Below are 16,647 nucleotides of genomic sequence, written 5' to 3'. Positions count from 1 at the left end.
ACAATGTAGAGGTGCGGCTCGAAGCGATCACCTGGGACCGGCTGACGGACGCGCTCGCCGAGCGCATCGGTGCGACGACGTCGGCGGACGGCGGCCCGTGGCTGCGTGTGGCCGTCGACGGAGCGCCGGCGGCCCGCCCGGCCGACGTCGCCGGACGGCTCGCCGAAGCGCTGCGGCTGCGCGGCAGGCCCGTACACGTCGTCGCGGCCGAGGGCTTCCTGCGTCCCGCGTCCCTGCGCCTGGAGTACGGGAAGGAGGACCCCGACGCGTATTACGACACGTGGTTCGACCGGCAGGCGCTCTGGCGGGAGGTGTTCACGCCACTCGACCCGGGCGGTACGGGACGGGTGCTGCCGGACCTGTGGGACCCCCGGACGGACCGGGCCACGCGCAGCCCGTATGCCGAACTGCCGCCGGGCGGCGTGCTGCTCCTGCACGGTCCGCTGCTGTTCGGGCACTGGTTCCCCTTCGACCTGTCGGTCCACCTGAAACTGTCGTCCGCCGCGCTGGCCCGCCGCACTCCGCAAGACGAGCGGTGGACGCTGCCCGCCTTCGCGCGGTACGAGGACGAGGTACGGCCCGAGGAGGCCGCCGATGTCGTCGTGAAGGCGGACGATCCCGACCGCCCGGCCTGGAACGGACACGGCTGACCCGCCGATCACGGTCACCCGCCTCCCGAGAACCGGCACACGCCGCCGCGAAAGCCGCCCCACCAGAAAGCCGCCCCCTTTCCGAAAAGTCGTCCCGCTCCCGAAAACCGTACGCCCCACCACTGACAAGCCGTCACCGCCGAGTGCGGTGCCGGTTAGCGTGAGCCGACGACCACGGCGTGCGGAAATCCGGGAGGGCGCTGCGCATGGAGGACATCGGCTGGGACACGGACGCGGCGCAGTGGCTGAACCCACCGCCGGAAGCGGTGCGCGAGCCGGCGGCGCCGGGCGGTGGCACGCTGGTCGTCACAGCCGCCGAGGGGAGTGACTTCTGGCGGCGGACCAGTTACGGCTTCGACCGGGACACCGGCCACGCGCTGCTGACGCCCTTCCCCGCGGACTCGGCCGTGGAAGTCTCCTTCATCGCCGCTTTCGACGCGCTGTACGACCAGGCCGGGGTGCTGGTGCGGGTGGACGACCGCACCTGGGTCAAGGCCGGGGTGGAAATGAGCGACGGCGTGCCGCAGTTGGGCGCGGTGGTCACCCGTGAGTGGTCGGACTGGTCGCTGGCGCCCGTGCCGTCCTGGGCGGGACGCGAGGTCACCGTGCGCGTGAGCCGCAGCGGTGACGCGCTGACCGTGCGGGCGCGGCGCGAACAGGAACCGTGGCGCATGGTGCGGCTGGCGCCCCTCGCCCCGGACGCGACGGCGGCCGCGGGGCCGTTCTGCTGCGCGCCGCAGCGGGCCGGGCTGCGGGTACGGTTCACCCGCTTCGTCACGGGCCCGGCCGATACGTCCCTCCACTGAGCGCCCGCCGGGCCGCCCCGGACCGTGTCAGGCGTCGGCCAAGGCCAGCAGCTTGGTCACCGTGTTCCAGTTGCGGGCGGTGGCCGTCACGCCGAGCCGGGCGCGGGACACGGCTTCGGCGAGCTTGGAGCGGCCGACTCCGCCCGGGCACCACAGGTACAGTTCGCGGCCGGTCAGCCGCAGCCGGTCCGGGGCGTAAGCGTCGGAATGCAGCGCCGCCAGCGGGGCCACGTCGGCGGGAATGTCGGACAGGAACGTCACATGCAGGGTCTTCGGCTCCGCCTCCGCCTGCGGGAAGGGATTGGCCGCGACGGTGGCGGCCAGCTCGTCGCGCGTGCGGACCATCACCGGAACGGGGAAGCCCAGGTCGTCGGCGATCCGCGCCTCGATGCGGCGCGCGGTCTCCGCGGGTGGCGTGCCCGGGTCGGCGAAGACGATGTTGCCGGTCTGCAGGAGGACCGTCACGTCCGTGTGGCCCAGCGACGCGAACAGCTCACGCTGCCGTGCCATGGGGAACTTCTTGTTGCCTCCGACGTTGATGCCGCGGAGCAGGGCCACCTGGCGGGACATGGCGTATACGCGTCTTTCGTTCGGGCGGAGCGAGAGGACGGTGGGCGCGGGGAAGCCGAGGGAACCGGAGTGCGAGGCCGTCGGCGTAACCGGGAGGACAGCGGTACGGGGACGAGGGCAGCGGTACGAGGACGAAGCCCCGGGGGCCGTCAGAAGAGAGGCTGCGGGAGGACACCCTCCAGAGCCAGCAGCCGGCGCTTGGTCTCCAGACCGCCGCCGAAACCCCCGATGCCGCCGTCGCTGGCCACCACCCGGTGGCAGGGCACGACGACCGGGAGCGGGTTGGAGCCCATGGCCGCTCCCACCGCACGGGCGGCTCCTGGTTCACCGAACCGGTCGGCGAGATCCTGGTAGCCGACCACGGTGCCGTACGCGACGTCGGTGGCCAGCACCCGCAGCACCCGCTCGTTGAAGCCCGAGGACCCCGAGGACAGGGACCAGTCCAGAGGGACGGTGAAGGTGTGCAGACCGCCGTCGAAATACCGGGTCAGCTCGTCGGCCGCCGTGGCCAGGTGGGGTATCTCCGGCAGTGGCTCCCGGCCGAACGCCTGCCGGAGGCGGCCCAGCGCCCGGTGGGTGGTGCGCTCGTCGGCGTGGAAGCCCACCAGCGCGAGCCCCTCGCGGGTCGCCGCGAGCAGCAGCGGGCCGATGGGCGTGTCCAGCACGCGCCAGGCCCAGTCGGCCTGCTGATCACGCTCTGCGTTCGTCACGGCATCAGCCTATGGCCTGCCACTGACAACGCCCCCGGGGCCAGGTCCGGGGGCGTTGCCGACAGCGACAGCGACAGCGACGCCGGGGCCGGTCGCCGTCCTGGCGTTCTCCGTCCCAGCGCCCTCGTCCCAGCGGTTTTCGCCTTAGCGGTCCTCGCCCTCCAGGGCATCACGGACGATGTCCGGCTTGTTGCTGATGATGCCGTTCACGCCCTGACCGGCGGCTTTGACGGCGCTTGCGGCGTCGTCAACGGTCCAGGTGAAGACCTCCAACGGCCGTCCGTGCGGTCCCTTCACCTTGTGCACGGCCGCGACGTAACCGGCGTCGATGGACTTGTACTGGGGGTTGATCTGGTCGGCGAAGGCCGCGTACTTGGGCAGCTCGGCGACGGCGGGCGTACCGAGGAAGCCCGTCTTGACGTCGGAGCGCAGGCTGTGGACCTTCTTGACCGAGCCGGCGTTGAAGCTCTGCACGATCAGCCGGTGCTTGACGTGCTGGCGGTCCAGCCAGCCGTCCTCGCGCAGCTCCTTGAGGATCTGCCGTTCGATGCCGGGGTAGAGCTCGGGTGCCTTGATCTCCATCAGCAGCTTCTGGCCGTTGTCCTCCACCGCGTCCATGTAGTCCTCCAGCGTCGGTACCCGCTCGCCGGCGAACTTCGGGCCGAACCAACTGCCGGCGTCCAACTGCTCGATCTCCGCGAGCGTGAAGTCGGCGACGTTCCACGGCGCACGGTCCGGGAAGACCTGTTCGGCGTCGGTCGTCCGGGCGAGCGACGTGTCGTGCACGATGACCAGCTCGCCGTCCTTGGTGCGCTGGACGTCGTTCTCCACCCAGGTGACCCCGAGGTCGGCGGCCGCGTCGACGGCGGCGAGGGTGTTCTCGGGCGCGTAGGCGGAAGCTCCCCGGTGGGCGACGATCTCCACTCTGTGGCGGCCGTCGCGGCCTGCGCGCCGGTGGCGGGGAGCAGGGAGGCGGTCAGGCCCACGAGCGCGCCGGCGACAGTGGCGACAGGACGGATACGCATGCGAACTCCTAGTGACGACGTGGAGGCTGGCGCGTGCCGGGACCGGGCGGGCCGGTCCGGAGCCGGGTACGCGGCCGCCGGCCCGGCTTCGGACGGCCGGGGACGGAGCCGGAACCCCTACGGGGAACGCGGTGGATCCGAGGTGGGACGCGCCGAGAGTCGCAGTCGCGATGTACCGGAAGACAGGCGTCTGATGGACAGAAATTGAACGAGAAGTGTCCTGTGCTCCGTGTTTGAACGCCTCCGTCCCGTGATCTCCGCACACAGCACGCAACGTCTGTACGTGCCGGACCCGGCCCGGGGTGCGAAGCCCCGGCCGGCCCGCCCGCAGGCCGGGGAAAGCCCGCCCGGCCCTGCTGGCCGGTTCTGGGCTTGTGCCCGCCGCGGCCCGGCTGCGCGGCCCGGCGCCGTGCACCGCCGCCGTCGGCGGAACCGCTGGTCGGAGCGTTTTCCGGCCGGTTGTCAGTGGGGAGTCGTACGGTTGGTTCCATGCGGCCCGTATCCAAGATCGAACGCACGGTGGCGCCCTTCGAGGTCGTCAGCCCCTATCAGCCCAGCGGCGACCAGCCGGCGGCCATCGCCGAGCTGGCGCAGCGCGTCAGCGGTGGTGAGAAGGACGTCGTCCTGCTCGGCGCGACCGGTACCGGCAAGTCGGCGACCACCGCGTGGATGATCGAGAAGCTGCAGCGGCCCACCCTCGTCATGGCGCCCAACAAGACCCTCGCGGCGCAGCTCGCCAACGAGTTCCGCGAGCTGCTGCCCAACAACGCCGTCGAGTACTTCGTCTCGTACTACGACTACTACCAGCCCGAGGCGTACGTCCCGCAGTCGGACACCTACATCGAGAAGGACTCCTCGATCAACGAGGAGGTCGAGCGGCTGCGCCACTCCGCGACGAACTCCCTGCTCACCCGGCGTGACGTGATCGTGGTCGCCTCGGTCTCCTGCATCTACGGCCTGGGCACGCCCCAGGAGTACGTGGACCGCATGGTGCCGCTCAAGGTCGGCGACGAGATCGACCGCGACCAGCTGCTGCGCCGCTTCGTCGACATCCAGTACACCCGCAACGACATGGCCTTCACCCGTGGCACGTTCCGCGTCCGCGGCGACACCATCGAGATCTTCCCGGTCTACGAGGAGCTGGCCGTCCGCATCGAGATGTTCGGCGACGAGATCGAGGCGCTGTCCACGCTCCACCCGCTGACCGGCGAGGTCATCAGCGAGGACGAGCATCTGTACGTCTTCCCCGCCAGCCACTACGTCGCGGGCCCCGAGCGCATGGAGAAGGCCATCGCCGGGATCGAGGCGGAGCTGGCCGAGAGCCTCGCGACGATGGAGAAGCAGGGCAAGCACCTGGAGGCCCAGCGGCTGCGGATGCGGACGACCTACGACATCGAGATGATGCGCCAGGTCGGCTCCTGCTCCGGCATCGAGAACTACTCGATGCACATGGACGACCGCGCCCCCGGCACCGCGCCGAACACCCTCCTGGACTACTTCCCGGACGACTTCCTCCTGGTAATCGACGAGTCGCACGTCACCGTGCCACAGATCGGCGCGATGTACGAGGGCGACGCCTCCCGCAAGCGGACCCTGGTCGAGCACGGCTTCCGGCTGCCGTCCGCCCTCGACAACCGGCCGCTGAAGTGGGAGGAGTTCCTGGGGCGCGTCGGCCAGACCGTCTACCTGTCGGCGACCCCCGGCTCGTACGAGCTCTCGCGCTCCGACGGCTATGTGGAACAGATCATCCGCCCGACCGGCCTGGTCGACCCCGAGGTGATCGTCAAGTCCACCGAGGGTCAGATCGACGACCTGGTGCACGAGATCCGTACGCGTACGGAGAAGGACGAGCGGGTCCTGGTCACCACCCTCACCAAGAAGATGGCCGAGGACCTCACGGACTACTTCGTCGAACTGGGCATCCAGGTCCGCTACCTGCACAGCGACGTGGACACCCTGCGGCGTGTGGAGCTGCTGCGGGAGCTGCGGGCCGGCGAGTACGACGTCCTGGTCGGCATCAACCTGCTGCGGGAGGGCCTCGACCTGCCCGAGGTGTCGCTCGTGGCGATCCTGGACGCCGACAAGGAGGGCTTCCTCCGCTCAGGCACCTCCCTCATCCAGACCATCGGCCGGGCCGCCCGAAACGTCTCCGGCCAGGTCCACATGTACGCGGACAAGATCACCCCGGCGATGCGGAGGGCCATCGACGAGACCAACCGCCGCCGGGAGAAGCAGCTCGCGTACAACAAGGAGAAGGGCATCGACCCGCAGCCCCTCCGCAAGAAGATCGGCGACATCGTCGCGACCCTCGCGCGCGAGGAGATCGACACCCAGGAGCTGCTGGGCACCGGCTACCGCAAGGGGGCCGAGAGCAAGGACGCCAAGGGCAAGGCACCGGTGCCCGCGCTGGGCGGCAAGGCTGCCAAGGGCAAGGCCGCCAAGGGCGGTACGCCCACCGACCGGCCGGCCGCGGAACTGGCCGAACTCATCGAGGAGATGACCGACCGGATGCGGGCCGCCGCCGCCGAGCTCCAGTTCGAGGTGGCCGCCCGGTTGCGCGACGAGGTGGGAGAACTGAAGAAGGAACTGCGGCAGATGAAGGAGGCGGGGCTGCGCTGAGGGGGGCGATGGCGGGGAGGAGCCGATAGCGCCGCGGGAGCGATGGGGGAGGGGATGATTGAGGATTGCCTCGCGGGGTGGCTTCGGTGAGGGTCGGCTGCGGTGAGGCGGCCTGTGCTGGCAGGTCGACTGCGGTGGCTGGGTGGCCGGGGACTGGGGGGGCCGAGCGACCGATGGCCGGACGGCTGAGTGGACGGGGGCCGGGTGGCCGGTCTGCGGGTGACGGGGCCGTACTGACCGGGTGATCAGGGGGCGGGCTGAGGCTGTGCCAGCCCTGGTCTCGCCCCGGCCCGGTCCGGGCCCCGTCCTGGCCCCGCCTCGGCCTCGCCCTGCCTCTCCTCCGGCGTACAGGCCCGGGGCCGCCCTGCACCGCTGGAGGGGCCGGCCGGGCTTCCCGAGCGGGGCGGGCTGTGTTGCAGGAACGCCACAAAGCGCGGGGCAGCGGCGTGCCGGGGACGGGCCGTGCATAGGGTCGGGGGAGGCCGTCGGGGAGGCGGCGACGGGGAGAACAGAGCGAGAGGGGACGGCACGTGTCGGTCAACTTGTCCAAGGGGCAGGGCATCAGCCTGGCGAAGTCCGACGGGGGGACGCTGACCGCGGTACGGATGGGGCTGGGCTGGCGTTCGGCGCCCCGTCGCGGCCTGTTCGGATCGCGCACCCGGGAGATCGACCTCGACGCCTCGGCGGTGCTCTTCGCCGACAAGCAGCCGATGGACGTCGTCTTCTTCCAGCACCTGATCAGCGACGACGGGTCGGTGCGGCACACCGGCGACAACGTGGTCGGCGGCGCGGGCCAGGGCGGGGACGACGAGGCGATCCTCGTCGACCTGTCGCGGGTGCCGGTGCACATCGACCAGATCGTCTTCACCGTGAACTCCTTCACCGGGCAGACCTTCGCCGAGGTGCAGGACGCGTTCTGCCGCCTGGTCGACGAGACCACCGGCCAGGAACTCGCCCGCTACACCCTCACCGGCGGCGGTGACTACACCGCGCAGATCATGAGCAAGGTGCACCGTTCCGGCGACGGCTGGCAGATGACCGCGATCGGCGAACCGTCCGACGGCCGTACGTTCAAGGACGTCGTCCCGGCGATCCTGCCGTACCTGTAAGCACGCACCAGGCCCCGTCGGCGAGCACGGGGCGCACGACATTTCGGGGGAACGACGATGACGGCCGAGCTTGTCCGCGGGCAGAACCACCCACTGGACCGGACGCGTGTGGAGATCAGGATCGCGGCGGGCGGGCCCGTCGTCGCGGCGGTGACGCTCGCCGACGAGCGGGGCGACCTCGCGGGCGCCGAAGCGGTCGCTCATCCGGGTGCGCCGCGCCGCGACGGCGTCGAGGTGCCCCGGCAGGCCGCCGCCGAGCACCGGATCGCGGTGGACCTGGACGCCCTGCCCGCCGCCGTGCACCGGGCGAGCGTGCTGCTCGCGCTGCCCGTCGGCATCGGCGGCCCGGCGGTCTTCGGCGCGACGGCGGCACCGTTCGTCGCCGTCACGGGCCTGGACGGTACGGAGCTCGCCAGCTACACGCTCGTCGACCTCGACGCCGAGACCGCCGTCGTGGCGGTGGAGCTGTACCGCAGGCAGGGCGCCTGGAAGGTGCGGGCCGTGGGGCAGGGGTACGCGGGCGGGCTCGCCGCACTGCTCCAGGACCAGGGCCTGCCGCAGGCCACGGGCGCGGGGCTGGCCTCGGAGATCCAGGAAGCGGTACGCAGCGGCCACGCGCGTTCCGTACCGGTCCCCACAGCATCGCCCGGCCCCGCCGCCGCGCCGCCCGGCCCCACCGTCGCGTCACCCCACCCCACCGCAGCGTCCGCCCCCGCCGAATCGCGCGGCCCCGTCGACTACCGGCATCCAAAACGGCACACCTCGACCCCGCCCCCGCCCCGACAGCCGCACGAGGGCACCCCCACGACACCGTCGCCCACACCCGCCACACCCGTGTCCACCCCTACATCCGCATCCACACCCACATCCGCGCCCCCCGCGCCCCCCTCCAGCAACGCACAGCCCGCCGGCCCGGTAGCCGGTGACGCCGCCGGCCGGACGCCGGAAGAGCGGCTCTACAACCAGGTCTGGGGCATGTTCGAGGACCTGGCGCGGACGGTCGCCGCCTACCGCAGCGCCATGGACTTCGCCCAGTCCCGCCTGGCGAAGGAACTGGACGCCGTCAACGCCGACCCCCGCAACCGCATGGGAGCGGCCGCCGAAGCGGCGCGTGCCGCAGCGCACGACAAGCACGCCCGCCTCGCGGCACAGGCCCGTGAGGTGCTCGACCGTGATCTCGCCCAGCTCACCGCCGAGGCGGAAGCCGTCGAACCAGCCCTGCCCCCGGCCTTCGCCTCCTGGAGCAGCCCGGTCTGGCAGGGCTACCGGCCGCCGGAGGAGTACCCGACGGCGGTGCGGCTCGGTGACCTGCGCCTGCCGGAGTGCCCCGACCTGCGGATCCCCATGCTCGTACGACTGCCGATGGACCGCGGCCTGTGGATCGACAGCGGACGGCCGGAGACGTTCGCCGGCGCGGAACCGGCCGACGGCGCGTTCGGGAGCAGCTTCGACCTCGACGGTCTCGAAGGACTCGACGGCCTGGACGCAATGGCCGGGGGCCCGCACGGGACCGCGCCGCTCGACGCGGCCGAGGTGCGGCGCCGGGCGGTCGACACGGCCGTCACGCTCGCCGCCCGCCTGCTGGCCGCCCACCCGGTCGGCGAACTCACCGTCCACGTCATCGACCCGGCCGGCTCGGCGGCGTCCGCTCTGGCGCCGCTGCTGGAGACGGGTGCGCTCCGTGAGCCCCCGGCCGCCGGCGCGCAGGGCGTGACCGCGGTGCTCGGCGAACTGACCCGGCGCGTGGACCTGGTACAGATGGCGGTCCGCAACCAGGCCGCGGAAGCCCTGCCGCCGGACCTGGACACCGCCGAACAACTGCTGATCGTCCACGACTTCCCGCACGGTTTCGACGACCGCGCCGTCAACCAGCTCCGCTACCTGGCGGACGAGGGCCCGTCGGTCGGCGTGCACCTGCTGATGGTCGCCGACCGGGCCGCGGCCCGGGAGTACGGGCCGGTACTGGACCCGCTGTGGCGTTCCCTGCTGCGCGTGACGCCGGTGCCGGACGCCCACCTCGCCGACCCCTGGGTCGGGCACGCCTGGACGTACGAGCCGTCGCGCGTACCGGACGGCAGCCGGGTGCTGCGCAAGGTCCTGGGCGACCTGGCGGAGGCCCGCCGGTCGCAGGGCAACAGCCGCACCCGCGAGCGCTGACCACCGGCCGCCGGGGCGGCGGAACCCGCGGGACCAGCCCGACCCGTCACACCCGCGCCCCACCCACGGCCAGACCCTCACCGCCACCCGCCATCTGTCACCCACCACCCTTCGCCCTCCCGCACCCGCCATCTGACCAGCGCATTTACCCAATTCTTTACTATTCCTTGCCCTTCCTTTACTCTTGTGGTGCGGAGGGGAGTATTCCTGCGCGACGTCCCCGTCATCACGGATCGCACCACTGACGAGATCCCGGGGCGTCGGCCCGTCTCGGGGAGCGCGGCACCAGCGCTCCCGGGTGGAAGAGACCTCCGGCAGCGACGACGCTGTTAGTGCCGTACGACTCTGCCGGAGGAGCAGTGGACGTTTCCCTGACCCTGTGGGTGCTGACCATCATCGGTCTGTGCGCCCTGATCACCGCCGATTTCTTCATCGGCGGCCGTAAACCGCACGAGGTCTCCATCAAGGAAGCCGGCATCTGGACCGCCGTGTGGATCTCGCTCGCCGGCCTCTTCGGCCTCGGTCTGCTCATCTTCGGCGGCGGGCAGCCGGCCGGCGAGTTCTTCGCGGGCTTCATCACCGAGAAGTCGCTGAGCGTCGACAACCTCTTCGTCTTCGTCCTGATCATGGCCAAGTTCGCGGTACCGACGATCTACCAGCAGCGGGTGCTGATGGTCGGTGTGCTGATCGCCCTCGTGCTGCGTGCCGGATTCATCGGCGCGGGCGCCGCGATCATCGCCAACTTCTCGTGGGTCTTCTACATCTTCGGCGCGTTCCTCATCTGGACGGCCTGGAAGCTCATCAAGGAGGCCCGGGCGGAGGAGCAGGACGAGGAGTTCGAGGAGAACCGCTTCCTGAAGATGGTCGAGAAGCGGTTCCCGTCGACCGACAGGTACCACGGCACCAAGCTGTTCGTCGTCGAGAACGGCAAGCGCCTGATGACGCCGATGCTGATCGTCATGCTGGCGATCGGCACCACCGACGTGCTGTTCGCGCTGGACTCGATCCCCGCGATCTTCGGCCTCACCCAGGACCCGTACATCGTCTTCACCGCCAACGCCTTCGCCCTGATGGGCCTGCGGCAGCTGTACTTCCTCATCGGCGGTCTGCTGAAGAAGCTGGTGCACCTCTCCTACGGCCTGTCGATCATCCTCGGGTTCATCGGCGTGAAGCTGGTGCTGCACGCCCTGCACGAGTCGGGTGTGAGCGTCCCGGAGATCAGCATCCCGGTCTCGCTCGGCGTGATCTGCGCCGTCCTCGTCGTCACGACGCTCACGAGTCTGCGGGCCTCGAAGAAGCAGGCCCGTGCGGAGGCGGCGGCCGCCGGGGCGGAGGAAGATGCCAAAGACGCCGTGGACGTCTGACCGGCTGTCCTGAGGGGCGGACACACCGCCCCGGCGTGTTCGAGGAGGTCCCGCGGGTGCACCGCGGGGCCTCCTGCGCGCGGTGCGGGCATATGCGTACGTCACATAGGCACCCTGCGTACGCCCGCGACCCCACAACCCCGTACAGTGCGCGCATCGTTGGTCGCGCGCCCGGAGGGAGACCGACGCCCCACCGGCCACGGCCCGCCCGGCGCGCACTGTCCCGAGGGGGGACCATGCGTCATCACACCAAGGCGGCCGCCGCAGCCGCACTCGCGATAGCCACCGCGGTCGGAGGACTCGTCACGGCGGCCCCGGCGTCCGCCGCCGGGTCCGTGCACCTGACGAAGATCTACTACAACAGCCCCGGCAGCGACAACGGCTCCAACGCCAGCCTCAACGCCGAGTGGGTGCAGATCAAGAACTCCACCTCGCGAGCCGTCAGTCTCAAGGGCTGGAAGCTGACCGACGCCTCCCGGCACACGTACACCTTCGGTACGTACAGCCTGGGCGCGGGGAAGACCGTGACGGTGCACACCGGCAAGGGGCGCGACACGGCGGCCCACCGCTACCAGAACAGCCGCGCCTACGTGTGGAACAACACCAAGGACACGGCGACCCTCAAGAAGCCGTCCGGCGCGCGCGTCGACAGCTGCGGCTACAACAACGCACGCCGGGCCTTCGTGAACTGCTGACGGAGCGGCCGTCCGCCCCGGTCTGCGGACCGGGCGGGCGGCCCGCACCGCAGACCGGCGCGGACCGGACAACCGCTCGCCGGTCGCCCACCACCGCCTACCCCGTCACCAGCCGCGTGCGCGCCACTCGGCGAGGTGCGGACGCTCCGCGCCCAGTGTGGTGTCCGAGCCGTGCCCCGGGTAGACCCAGGTCTCGTCGGGCAACTGGTCGAAGAGCTTGGCCGAGACGTCGTCGAGAAGGCTGGTGAACTGCTCCGGGTCGCCCCAGGTGTTGCCGATGCCGCCGGGGAAGAGGCAGTCGCCGGTGAAGACGTGCGGGGGCCCGTGCGGGTCGTCGTAGACCAGGGCGATGCTGCCCGGCGTGTGTCCCGCCAGGTGGCGGGCGGTCAGCCGCACCTCGCCGACCGTGAGGGTGTCGCCGTCCTCGACGGGCACGTCCGTCGGTACGGGGATGCCCTCGGCGTCGTACCGGCCCGCGTACGTGCGGGCCCCCGTCGCGTCCACGACCTCGCGCAGCGCGCCCCAGTGGTCGCCGTGCTGATGGGTGGTCACCACGGAGGCGATGCCGCTGTCGCCGATCAGGCTGAGCAGGGTGTGCGGATCGGCGGCGGCGTCGATCAGCAACTGCTCGCCGGTCGCCCGGCAGCGCAGCAGGTAGGCGTTGTTGTCCATGGGGCCGACCGCGACCTTGGAGATCATCAGGTCGGCCAGTTCGTGCACGTCGGCCGGTCCGCCGACCTTCACTGCTCCCGTGTAACTCATGGCTCCACCCTAGAGCGGCGGAAGCGCCGGAAGGGGGCCGCCCCGGGTGTCGAGGCCGGTGCCTTTGGCCCGGCCGGTGAGCCAGCCGACCAGTTCGGCGGGGGACCCGGACACCACCAGGTACGGGACGTTCCCGGTGTCCTCGGCGACCCTGCCCGTGCGCTCCGTACGGCCGGTCCGCCACCGCCGCCCGTCGGGGGTACGCAGTTCCACGGCCGGTACGTCGACGTGCCCCGCGAACTTCTTCCCCGTCAGGAACGCCAGCGCGGCGTCGACGAAGGCCGTCGGCAACTGCTCGATGCCGTAACCGACCCCGAGGTCGATACGGTGCAGCTCGACCTCGGTCAGCCGGCGGAGCGGCAGCCGGGCGGCGCGTTCCAGGACCCCGTTGCGCATCTCCAGCTCGTACTGCCGACGGGCGGGCGGCAGCGCCGCCGCTGCCGCGTCGAAACGCTCGGCGCTGGACCGCAGGTCGTCCAGGTGGACGGCGAGCGGCCGGTCGGCGCCTTCGGCGATGTCGGCGTCTCGGGCCTCGGCACTTGCGTACATGGGGGTACGGACGCCGGTACGTGCCCAGGTCAGCAGGTTGACCAGGGCGTCGGCGTTGCGTGCCACGTGGGCCAGCAGATGCCCGCGGGTCCAGTCGGGCAGCAGTGACGGTTCTCCGATCGCCTCGTCGTCCAACTTGCCCACGTCGACGAGCAGTCGGTCGGTCGCCTCACGGACGGAGGTGGTGTCCTGTTCGAAACCCGGCGCGGAGTCGGGCACGTTGTCGGTCATGGTCCGAAGCTAGCGCCGCGGCGGCGTCTGCGGGAGGCGGCCTGCACGGATCCGGGCGTACGCGGGAGGGCGTACGCGGGTGGCGCGCGAGGCGTGTGGGCCGTTCGGCGGGCTCGGCCGGACCGGTGCGGAGCCGGACCGGCCGAGCCCGCGTCCGTCATCCGGCCGCAGCGTCAGGAGTACCGAACCACCGCCGCACCGCGTCGTCGAGGGCGCCCGGTTCGTCTGCCGTGCGGATTTCCGCAGCCGACGGCCGGGGGACGGTTGCCACACCAGCCGCACCGAACACGTCGGCCACACCAGCCGCACCGCTCGTACGGCCCGAAGCGGTACCCACGCCTGCGGACACCTCAGCCTCCCCGCCCCCGGCATCCGCTCCTTCCCCGTCCTGCCACGCGTCCGTACCGGCGGCCCAAGCCGTGATCCCGTCCGGCCGTACCAGCAGCCCGGTCAGCTCCGGACGGCTCGGGCAGCGGCCCGTCACCACGCGCAGCCGTCCCGCGTACCCGGAGGCGTACTCCGCGGCCTGCCCGGCCGTCTCCGGGTCGTCGGTGAGGACGAGCAGCAGCCCCTGCCCGTCCCGGAGGTGGCCGGCGAGCCTGCTGCCGTCGGCCAGTTCCAGGTCGGGGGCGCTGCGGCCGGTCAGCGGGTGGTCGCCGGGCAGGTCGTAGCCCTGCCACACACCGGAGATCCTCTTGACGAAGTAGGTGGTGCCGGTGACGGTGCCGATCAGGTCGCGGACCACCTTGCGCAGCGCGCGGGCGTGCGGATCCGGCCGCATCACCGCGACCTGGGCGCGGGTCCACTCCAGCACCCACGCGCCGATCGGGTGCCGCTCGGCGGTGTAGGTGTCCAGCAGCCCTTCCGGGGCGTGGCCATGGATCGTCGCGGCCAGCTTCCAGCCCAGGTTCATCGCGTCCCCGATGCCCAGGTTCAGCCCTTGGCCGCCGAACGGCGAGTGCACGTGCGCCGCGTCGCCGGCCAGCAGGACGCGCCCGGAGCGGTAGTCGGGGACCTGACGGGCGTGGTCGGTGAAGCGGGTGGCGGTGAGCACCTTGGTGATCGTGACGTCGGTTCCCGAGGTCCTGCGCAGGCTGGACTGCAACTCCTCCAGGGTGATGGGGGCGTCGCGGTCCGCGGGCGGGCCGTCGAACTCGACGGTGAGGATGCGGCCGGGCAGCGGGCCGTGGGCGTAGATGCCGGTCGCCGTCTCGTTCCAGCCCGCGCCGAGCTTCTCGGACCCGGACAGCTCCACCATCGCCTGGCGGCCGGTGATCTCCGGGGCGGTGCCGGGGAACGGGAAGCCCGCGAGCCTGCGGACCGTACTGCGCCCGCCGTCGCAGCCGACCAGCCAGTCGGCCCGGAGCGTCTCTCCCGCTGCCTCCCCGGCCGCCTCTCCCGCTGTCTCTCCGTCGGCCTCCCCGCCACCCGTGCGGCCGTCCTGGCGGGTGCTCGCGCCGGCGGCCCCCGCGACCGGGCGCAGACGCACCGTCACGCCGTCGTCCGCCGCGTCGAAGCCGGTCAGTTCCACTCCGCGGCGCACCACGACGCCGAGTTCGGCGGCGCGTTCGGCGAGCAGCCGTTCAAGTGCCAGTTGCGGCACCAGCCCGATGTCACCGGCCGGTCCGACGTCGTCGAAGCCGGGGTCGGACGCGTCCAGGAGTTCGGCGGGCAGCATGATGCCCGCGAAGTGCCCGGCGAACTTCGGCGCCGCGCGGACCGGCGTCGCCCCGGCCGCCTGCCGCTGCCGCATGAAGGAGCCGAAGCGGCCGAACGCCTCCTGCTGCACCTCGGCGAGCGCGGGCAGCAGCCCGCGGCGGTAAAAGGCTTCCGCGCTGGGCGTGTTGATGGCCCCCGCCTTGATCGTCTCGTCCGGCGCGGTCAGCCGCTCCAGGACGACGACGCGCACCCGGCGCAGGGCGAGTTCGCAGGCGAGCAGCAGTCCTACGGGCCCGGCGCCCGCGATCACCACGTTCGGGCGGGGGTCCGTGCAGCGGGTTGTCTCTGTGTCCATGCGGCGAAGTGTAGTCACTAAAAATTTGTTTCGGCTAAAATTTTGGTTATGGCTGACGGTACGGAGAAGAGCGGGCGGCGCGGCGGATCGCCGGCGGGCGCGGACGGCGGCGGGCTCTCGCTGCGCGAACTCAAGAAGATCCGGACCCGCGAACGGATCTCCGGCGAAGCGACCCGGCTGTTCGTCGAGCGCGGCTTCGACCACGTCACGGTCGCCGAGGTCGCCCGCGCCGCCGAGGTCTCGACGATGACGGTCTTCAACTACTTCCCCCGCAAGGAGGACCTCTTCCTCGACCGCGTCCCCGAGATCGTGGAGCTGGTGACGCGCGCCGTACGGGAGCGGGGCGAGGGACGCTCGCCACTGGAGGCGCTGCAGGGCCTCGCGCTCGACCTGCTGGAGCGGCGGCACCCGCTCGCCGGGGTGGGGGAGGGGGTCGGTTACTGGTGGCGGGTGCTGGTGGAGTCGCCGGCGTTGATGGCGCGCGGGCGTGAGGCGCTGGACGAGTTCCAGGGCACGCTCGCCGGACTGTTCGCGGAGGCCGAAGGGGCCGGGCCGGACGCGTACGGGCCGAGACTGGCCGCGGCGCTGACCGTGGCCGGGTACCGCTCCGTGTACGCGACGGTGGTCCGGCGGCAGCTCGCGGGTGCCCCGGTCGAGGAGATCGCCGCGGAAGAGGGGGAGCTGTTGCGGCACACGTTCGAGGTGCTGTCACGGGTGGTGCGGACGGGGTCGCCGGTGCACGAGTCCTGAAGTGCCGGACCGATCGCACGGCGCCCGGAGCGCCGGACCGGCTGCACGCGCCCCGGGGCGCCAGGCCGACCGCACACGCCCCGGGGCGCCGGACCGGCCGTACGCACTCCGAAGCATCGGACCGGCCGTACGTACCCCGAAGCACCCGACCGGCCGCGGGTACCCCGAAGCGCCGGTCCGGCCGCGGGTATCCCAAAGCACCGGACCGGCCGCGGGTACCCAGGAGCGCCGCACGGCCCCAGAAATCGAACAGCGTCCACCCGGCGCCCACCCCGGCCGTGACTTCGGACACCTTCGCCCCGATGCCGGTTTCCCGCCGCCGCGGCCCCGGTACCGGAGGGAACCGGGACCACCGGACGCGCGTGGGTGAAGGGGGGTACGGCCTGTGGGTGATCGCCAGGAAGAGACGCGAGCCGCCGTGCGTTGACATCAGCGACCACACGTTCGGGTGAAGCGGTGCGACAGAGCCCGTAATTCGAATGCGCGTGCTATAGGCTCGTGTGTGGCATCAATAAGACATCGCCGCGGCAGCCCCCATACCCTGGGGCGGGGGCTCGCCCAGCTTCCGTGCCCACCGGGCTCGGCGCCCGGACGACCGGGTCGCCCGACCGCCGCCGTCAGGGCCGCACGCAGCTG

13 protein-coding genes and 1 pseudogene are annotated in these 16,647 nt (G+C 71.8%); 8 read left to right on the top strand and 6 right to left on the bottom strand.

Features of this window, described 5'->3' with window-relative positions; all coding sequences use genetic code 11:
• Positions 1-11: 11 nt before the first annotated feature.
• Positions 12-650 (top strand): nucleoside/nucleotide kinase family protein, encoded by a 639-nt coding sequence (locus ACZ4QV_RS28795; protein ID WP_467763574.1) that lies wholly within the window; start codon positions 12-14, stop codon positions 648-650.
• 206 nt (positions 651-856) lie between these two features.
• A complete protein-coding gene (locus ACZ4QV_RS28790; protein WP_467763573.1) occupies positions 857-1,456 on the top strand; it encodes a DUF1349 domain-containing protein in 600 nt (199 codons plus the stop codon).
• Between the two features lie 27 nt (positions 1,457-1,483).
• Here the strand turns inward: ACZ4QV_RS28790 and ACZ4QV_RS28785 are convergent, their stop codons facing one another.
• The 3 genes and pseudogenes from ACZ4QV_RS28785 to ACZ4QV_RS28775 form a co-directional block, all read right to left on the bottom strand.
• Positions 1,484-2,026 carry a DUF1697 domain-containing protein gene (locus ACZ4QV_RS28785; RefSeq protein ID WP_361142597.1) on the bottom strand — a complete coding sequence of 181 codons (543 nt, stop codon included), beginning with the start codon at positions 2,024-2,026 and terminating at the stop codon, positions 1,484-1,486.
• Positions 2,027-2,175: 149 nt separating this feature from the next.
• Positions 2,176-2,736 (bottom strand): methylated-DNA--[protein]-cysteine S-methyltransferase, encoded by a 561-nt coding sequence (locus ACZ4QV_RS28780; RefSeq protein ID WP_467763572.1) that lies wholly within the window; start codon positions 2,734-2,736, stop codon positions 2,176-2,178.
• A 144-nt stretch (positions 2,737-2,880) separates the two neighbouring features.
• A pseudogene (locus ACZ4QV_RS28775) lies at positions 2,881-3,761 on the bottom strand (glycerophosphodiester phosphodiesterase).
• Between the two features lie 489 nt (positions 3,762-4,250).
• Between ACZ4QV_RS28775 and uvrB the strand changes: the two are divergent.
• The 5 genes from uvrB (at position 4,251) to ACZ4QV_RS28750 (ending at position 11,705) form a co-directional block, all read left to right on the top strand.
• Positions 4,251-6,380 (top strand): excinuclease ABC subunit UvrB, encoded by a 2,130-nt coding sequence (gene uvrB / locus ACZ4QV_RS28770; RefSeq protein WP_361589284.1) that lies wholly within the window; start codon positions 4,251-4,253, stop codon positions 6,378-6,380.
• A gap of 530 nt (positions 6,381-6,910) precedes the next feature.
• Positions 6,911-7,489 carry a TerD family protein gene (locus ACZ4QV_RS28765; RefSeq protein ID WP_361142586.1) on the top strand — a complete coding sequence of 193 codons (579 nt, stop codon included), beginning with the start codon at positions 6,911-6,913 and terminating at the stop codon, positions 7,487-7,489.
• 57 nt (positions 7,490-7,546) lie between these two features.
• Positions 7,547-9,646 (top strand): TerD family protein, encoded by a 2,100-nt coding sequence (locus ACZ4QV_RS28760; RefSeq protein ID WP_361636740.1) that lies wholly within the window; start codon positions 7,547-7,549, stop codon positions 9,644-9,646.
• Between the two features lie 359 nt (positions 9,647-10,005).
• Positions 10,006-11,010 (top strand): TerC family protein, encoded by a 1,005-nt coding sequence (locus tag ACZ4QV_RS28755; protein ID WP_361636737.1) that lies wholly within the window; start codon positions 10,006-10,008, stop codon positions 11,008-11,010.
• 236 nt (positions 11,011-11,246) lie between these two features.
• Positions 11,247-11,705, top strand: a complete 459-nt coding sequence (locus ACZ4QV_RS28750; RefSeq protein ID WP_361142580.1) for a lamin tail domain-containing protein — start codon at positions 11,247-11,249, stop codon at positions 11,703-11,705.
• A 105-nt stretch (positions 11,706-11,810) separates the two neighbouring features.
• On the opposite strand, the gene ACZ4QV_RS28745 is transcribed toward ACZ4QV_RS28750, so the two are convergent.
• From ACZ4QV_RS28745 to ACZ4QV_RS28735, 3 genes are all read right to left on the bottom strand, one after another.
• On the bottom strand, positions 11,811-12,467 hold the full coding sequence (locus ACZ4QV_RS28745) for an MBL fold metallo-hydrolase (RefSeq protein ID WP_361636734.1): 657 nt from the start codon (positions 12,465-12,467) through the stop codon (positions 11,811-11,813).
• A 9-nt stretch (positions 12,468-12,476) separates the two neighbouring features.
• Positions 12,477-13,247, bottom strand: a complete 771-nt coding sequence (locus ACZ4QV_RS28740; protein ID WP_361142574.1) for a maleylpyruvate isomerase family mycothiol-dependent enzyme — start codon at positions 13,245-13,247, stop codon at positions 12,477-12,479.
• 157 nt (positions 13,248-13,404) lie between these two features.
• The gene (locus tag ACZ4QV_RS28735; protein ID WP_361636731.1) at positions 13,405-15,261 is read right to left on the bottom strand and encodes an FAD-dependent monooxygenase; all 1,857 of its coding nucleotides are present in this window, start codon (positions 15,259-15,261) and stop codon (positions 13,405-13,407) included.
• 48 nt (positions 15,262-15,309) lie between these two features.
• Between ACZ4QV_RS28735 and ACZ4QV_RS28730 the strand changes: the two genes are divergently transcribed.
• Complete coding sequence (locus tag ACZ4QV_RS28730) at positions 15,310-16,011, top strand: TetR/AcrR family transcriptional regulator (protein WP_361589297.1); 702 nt, start codon at positions 15,310-15,312, stop codon at positions 16,009-16,011.
• Positions 16,012-16,647: the final 636 nt, after the last annotated feature.

It is taken from the genome of Streptomyces sp. NPDC026394 (genome assembly GCF_055567735.1).
The sequence above is the reverse complement of the archived record's forward strand: the minus strand, read 5'-3'. Positions and strand labels throughout refer to the sequence as shown.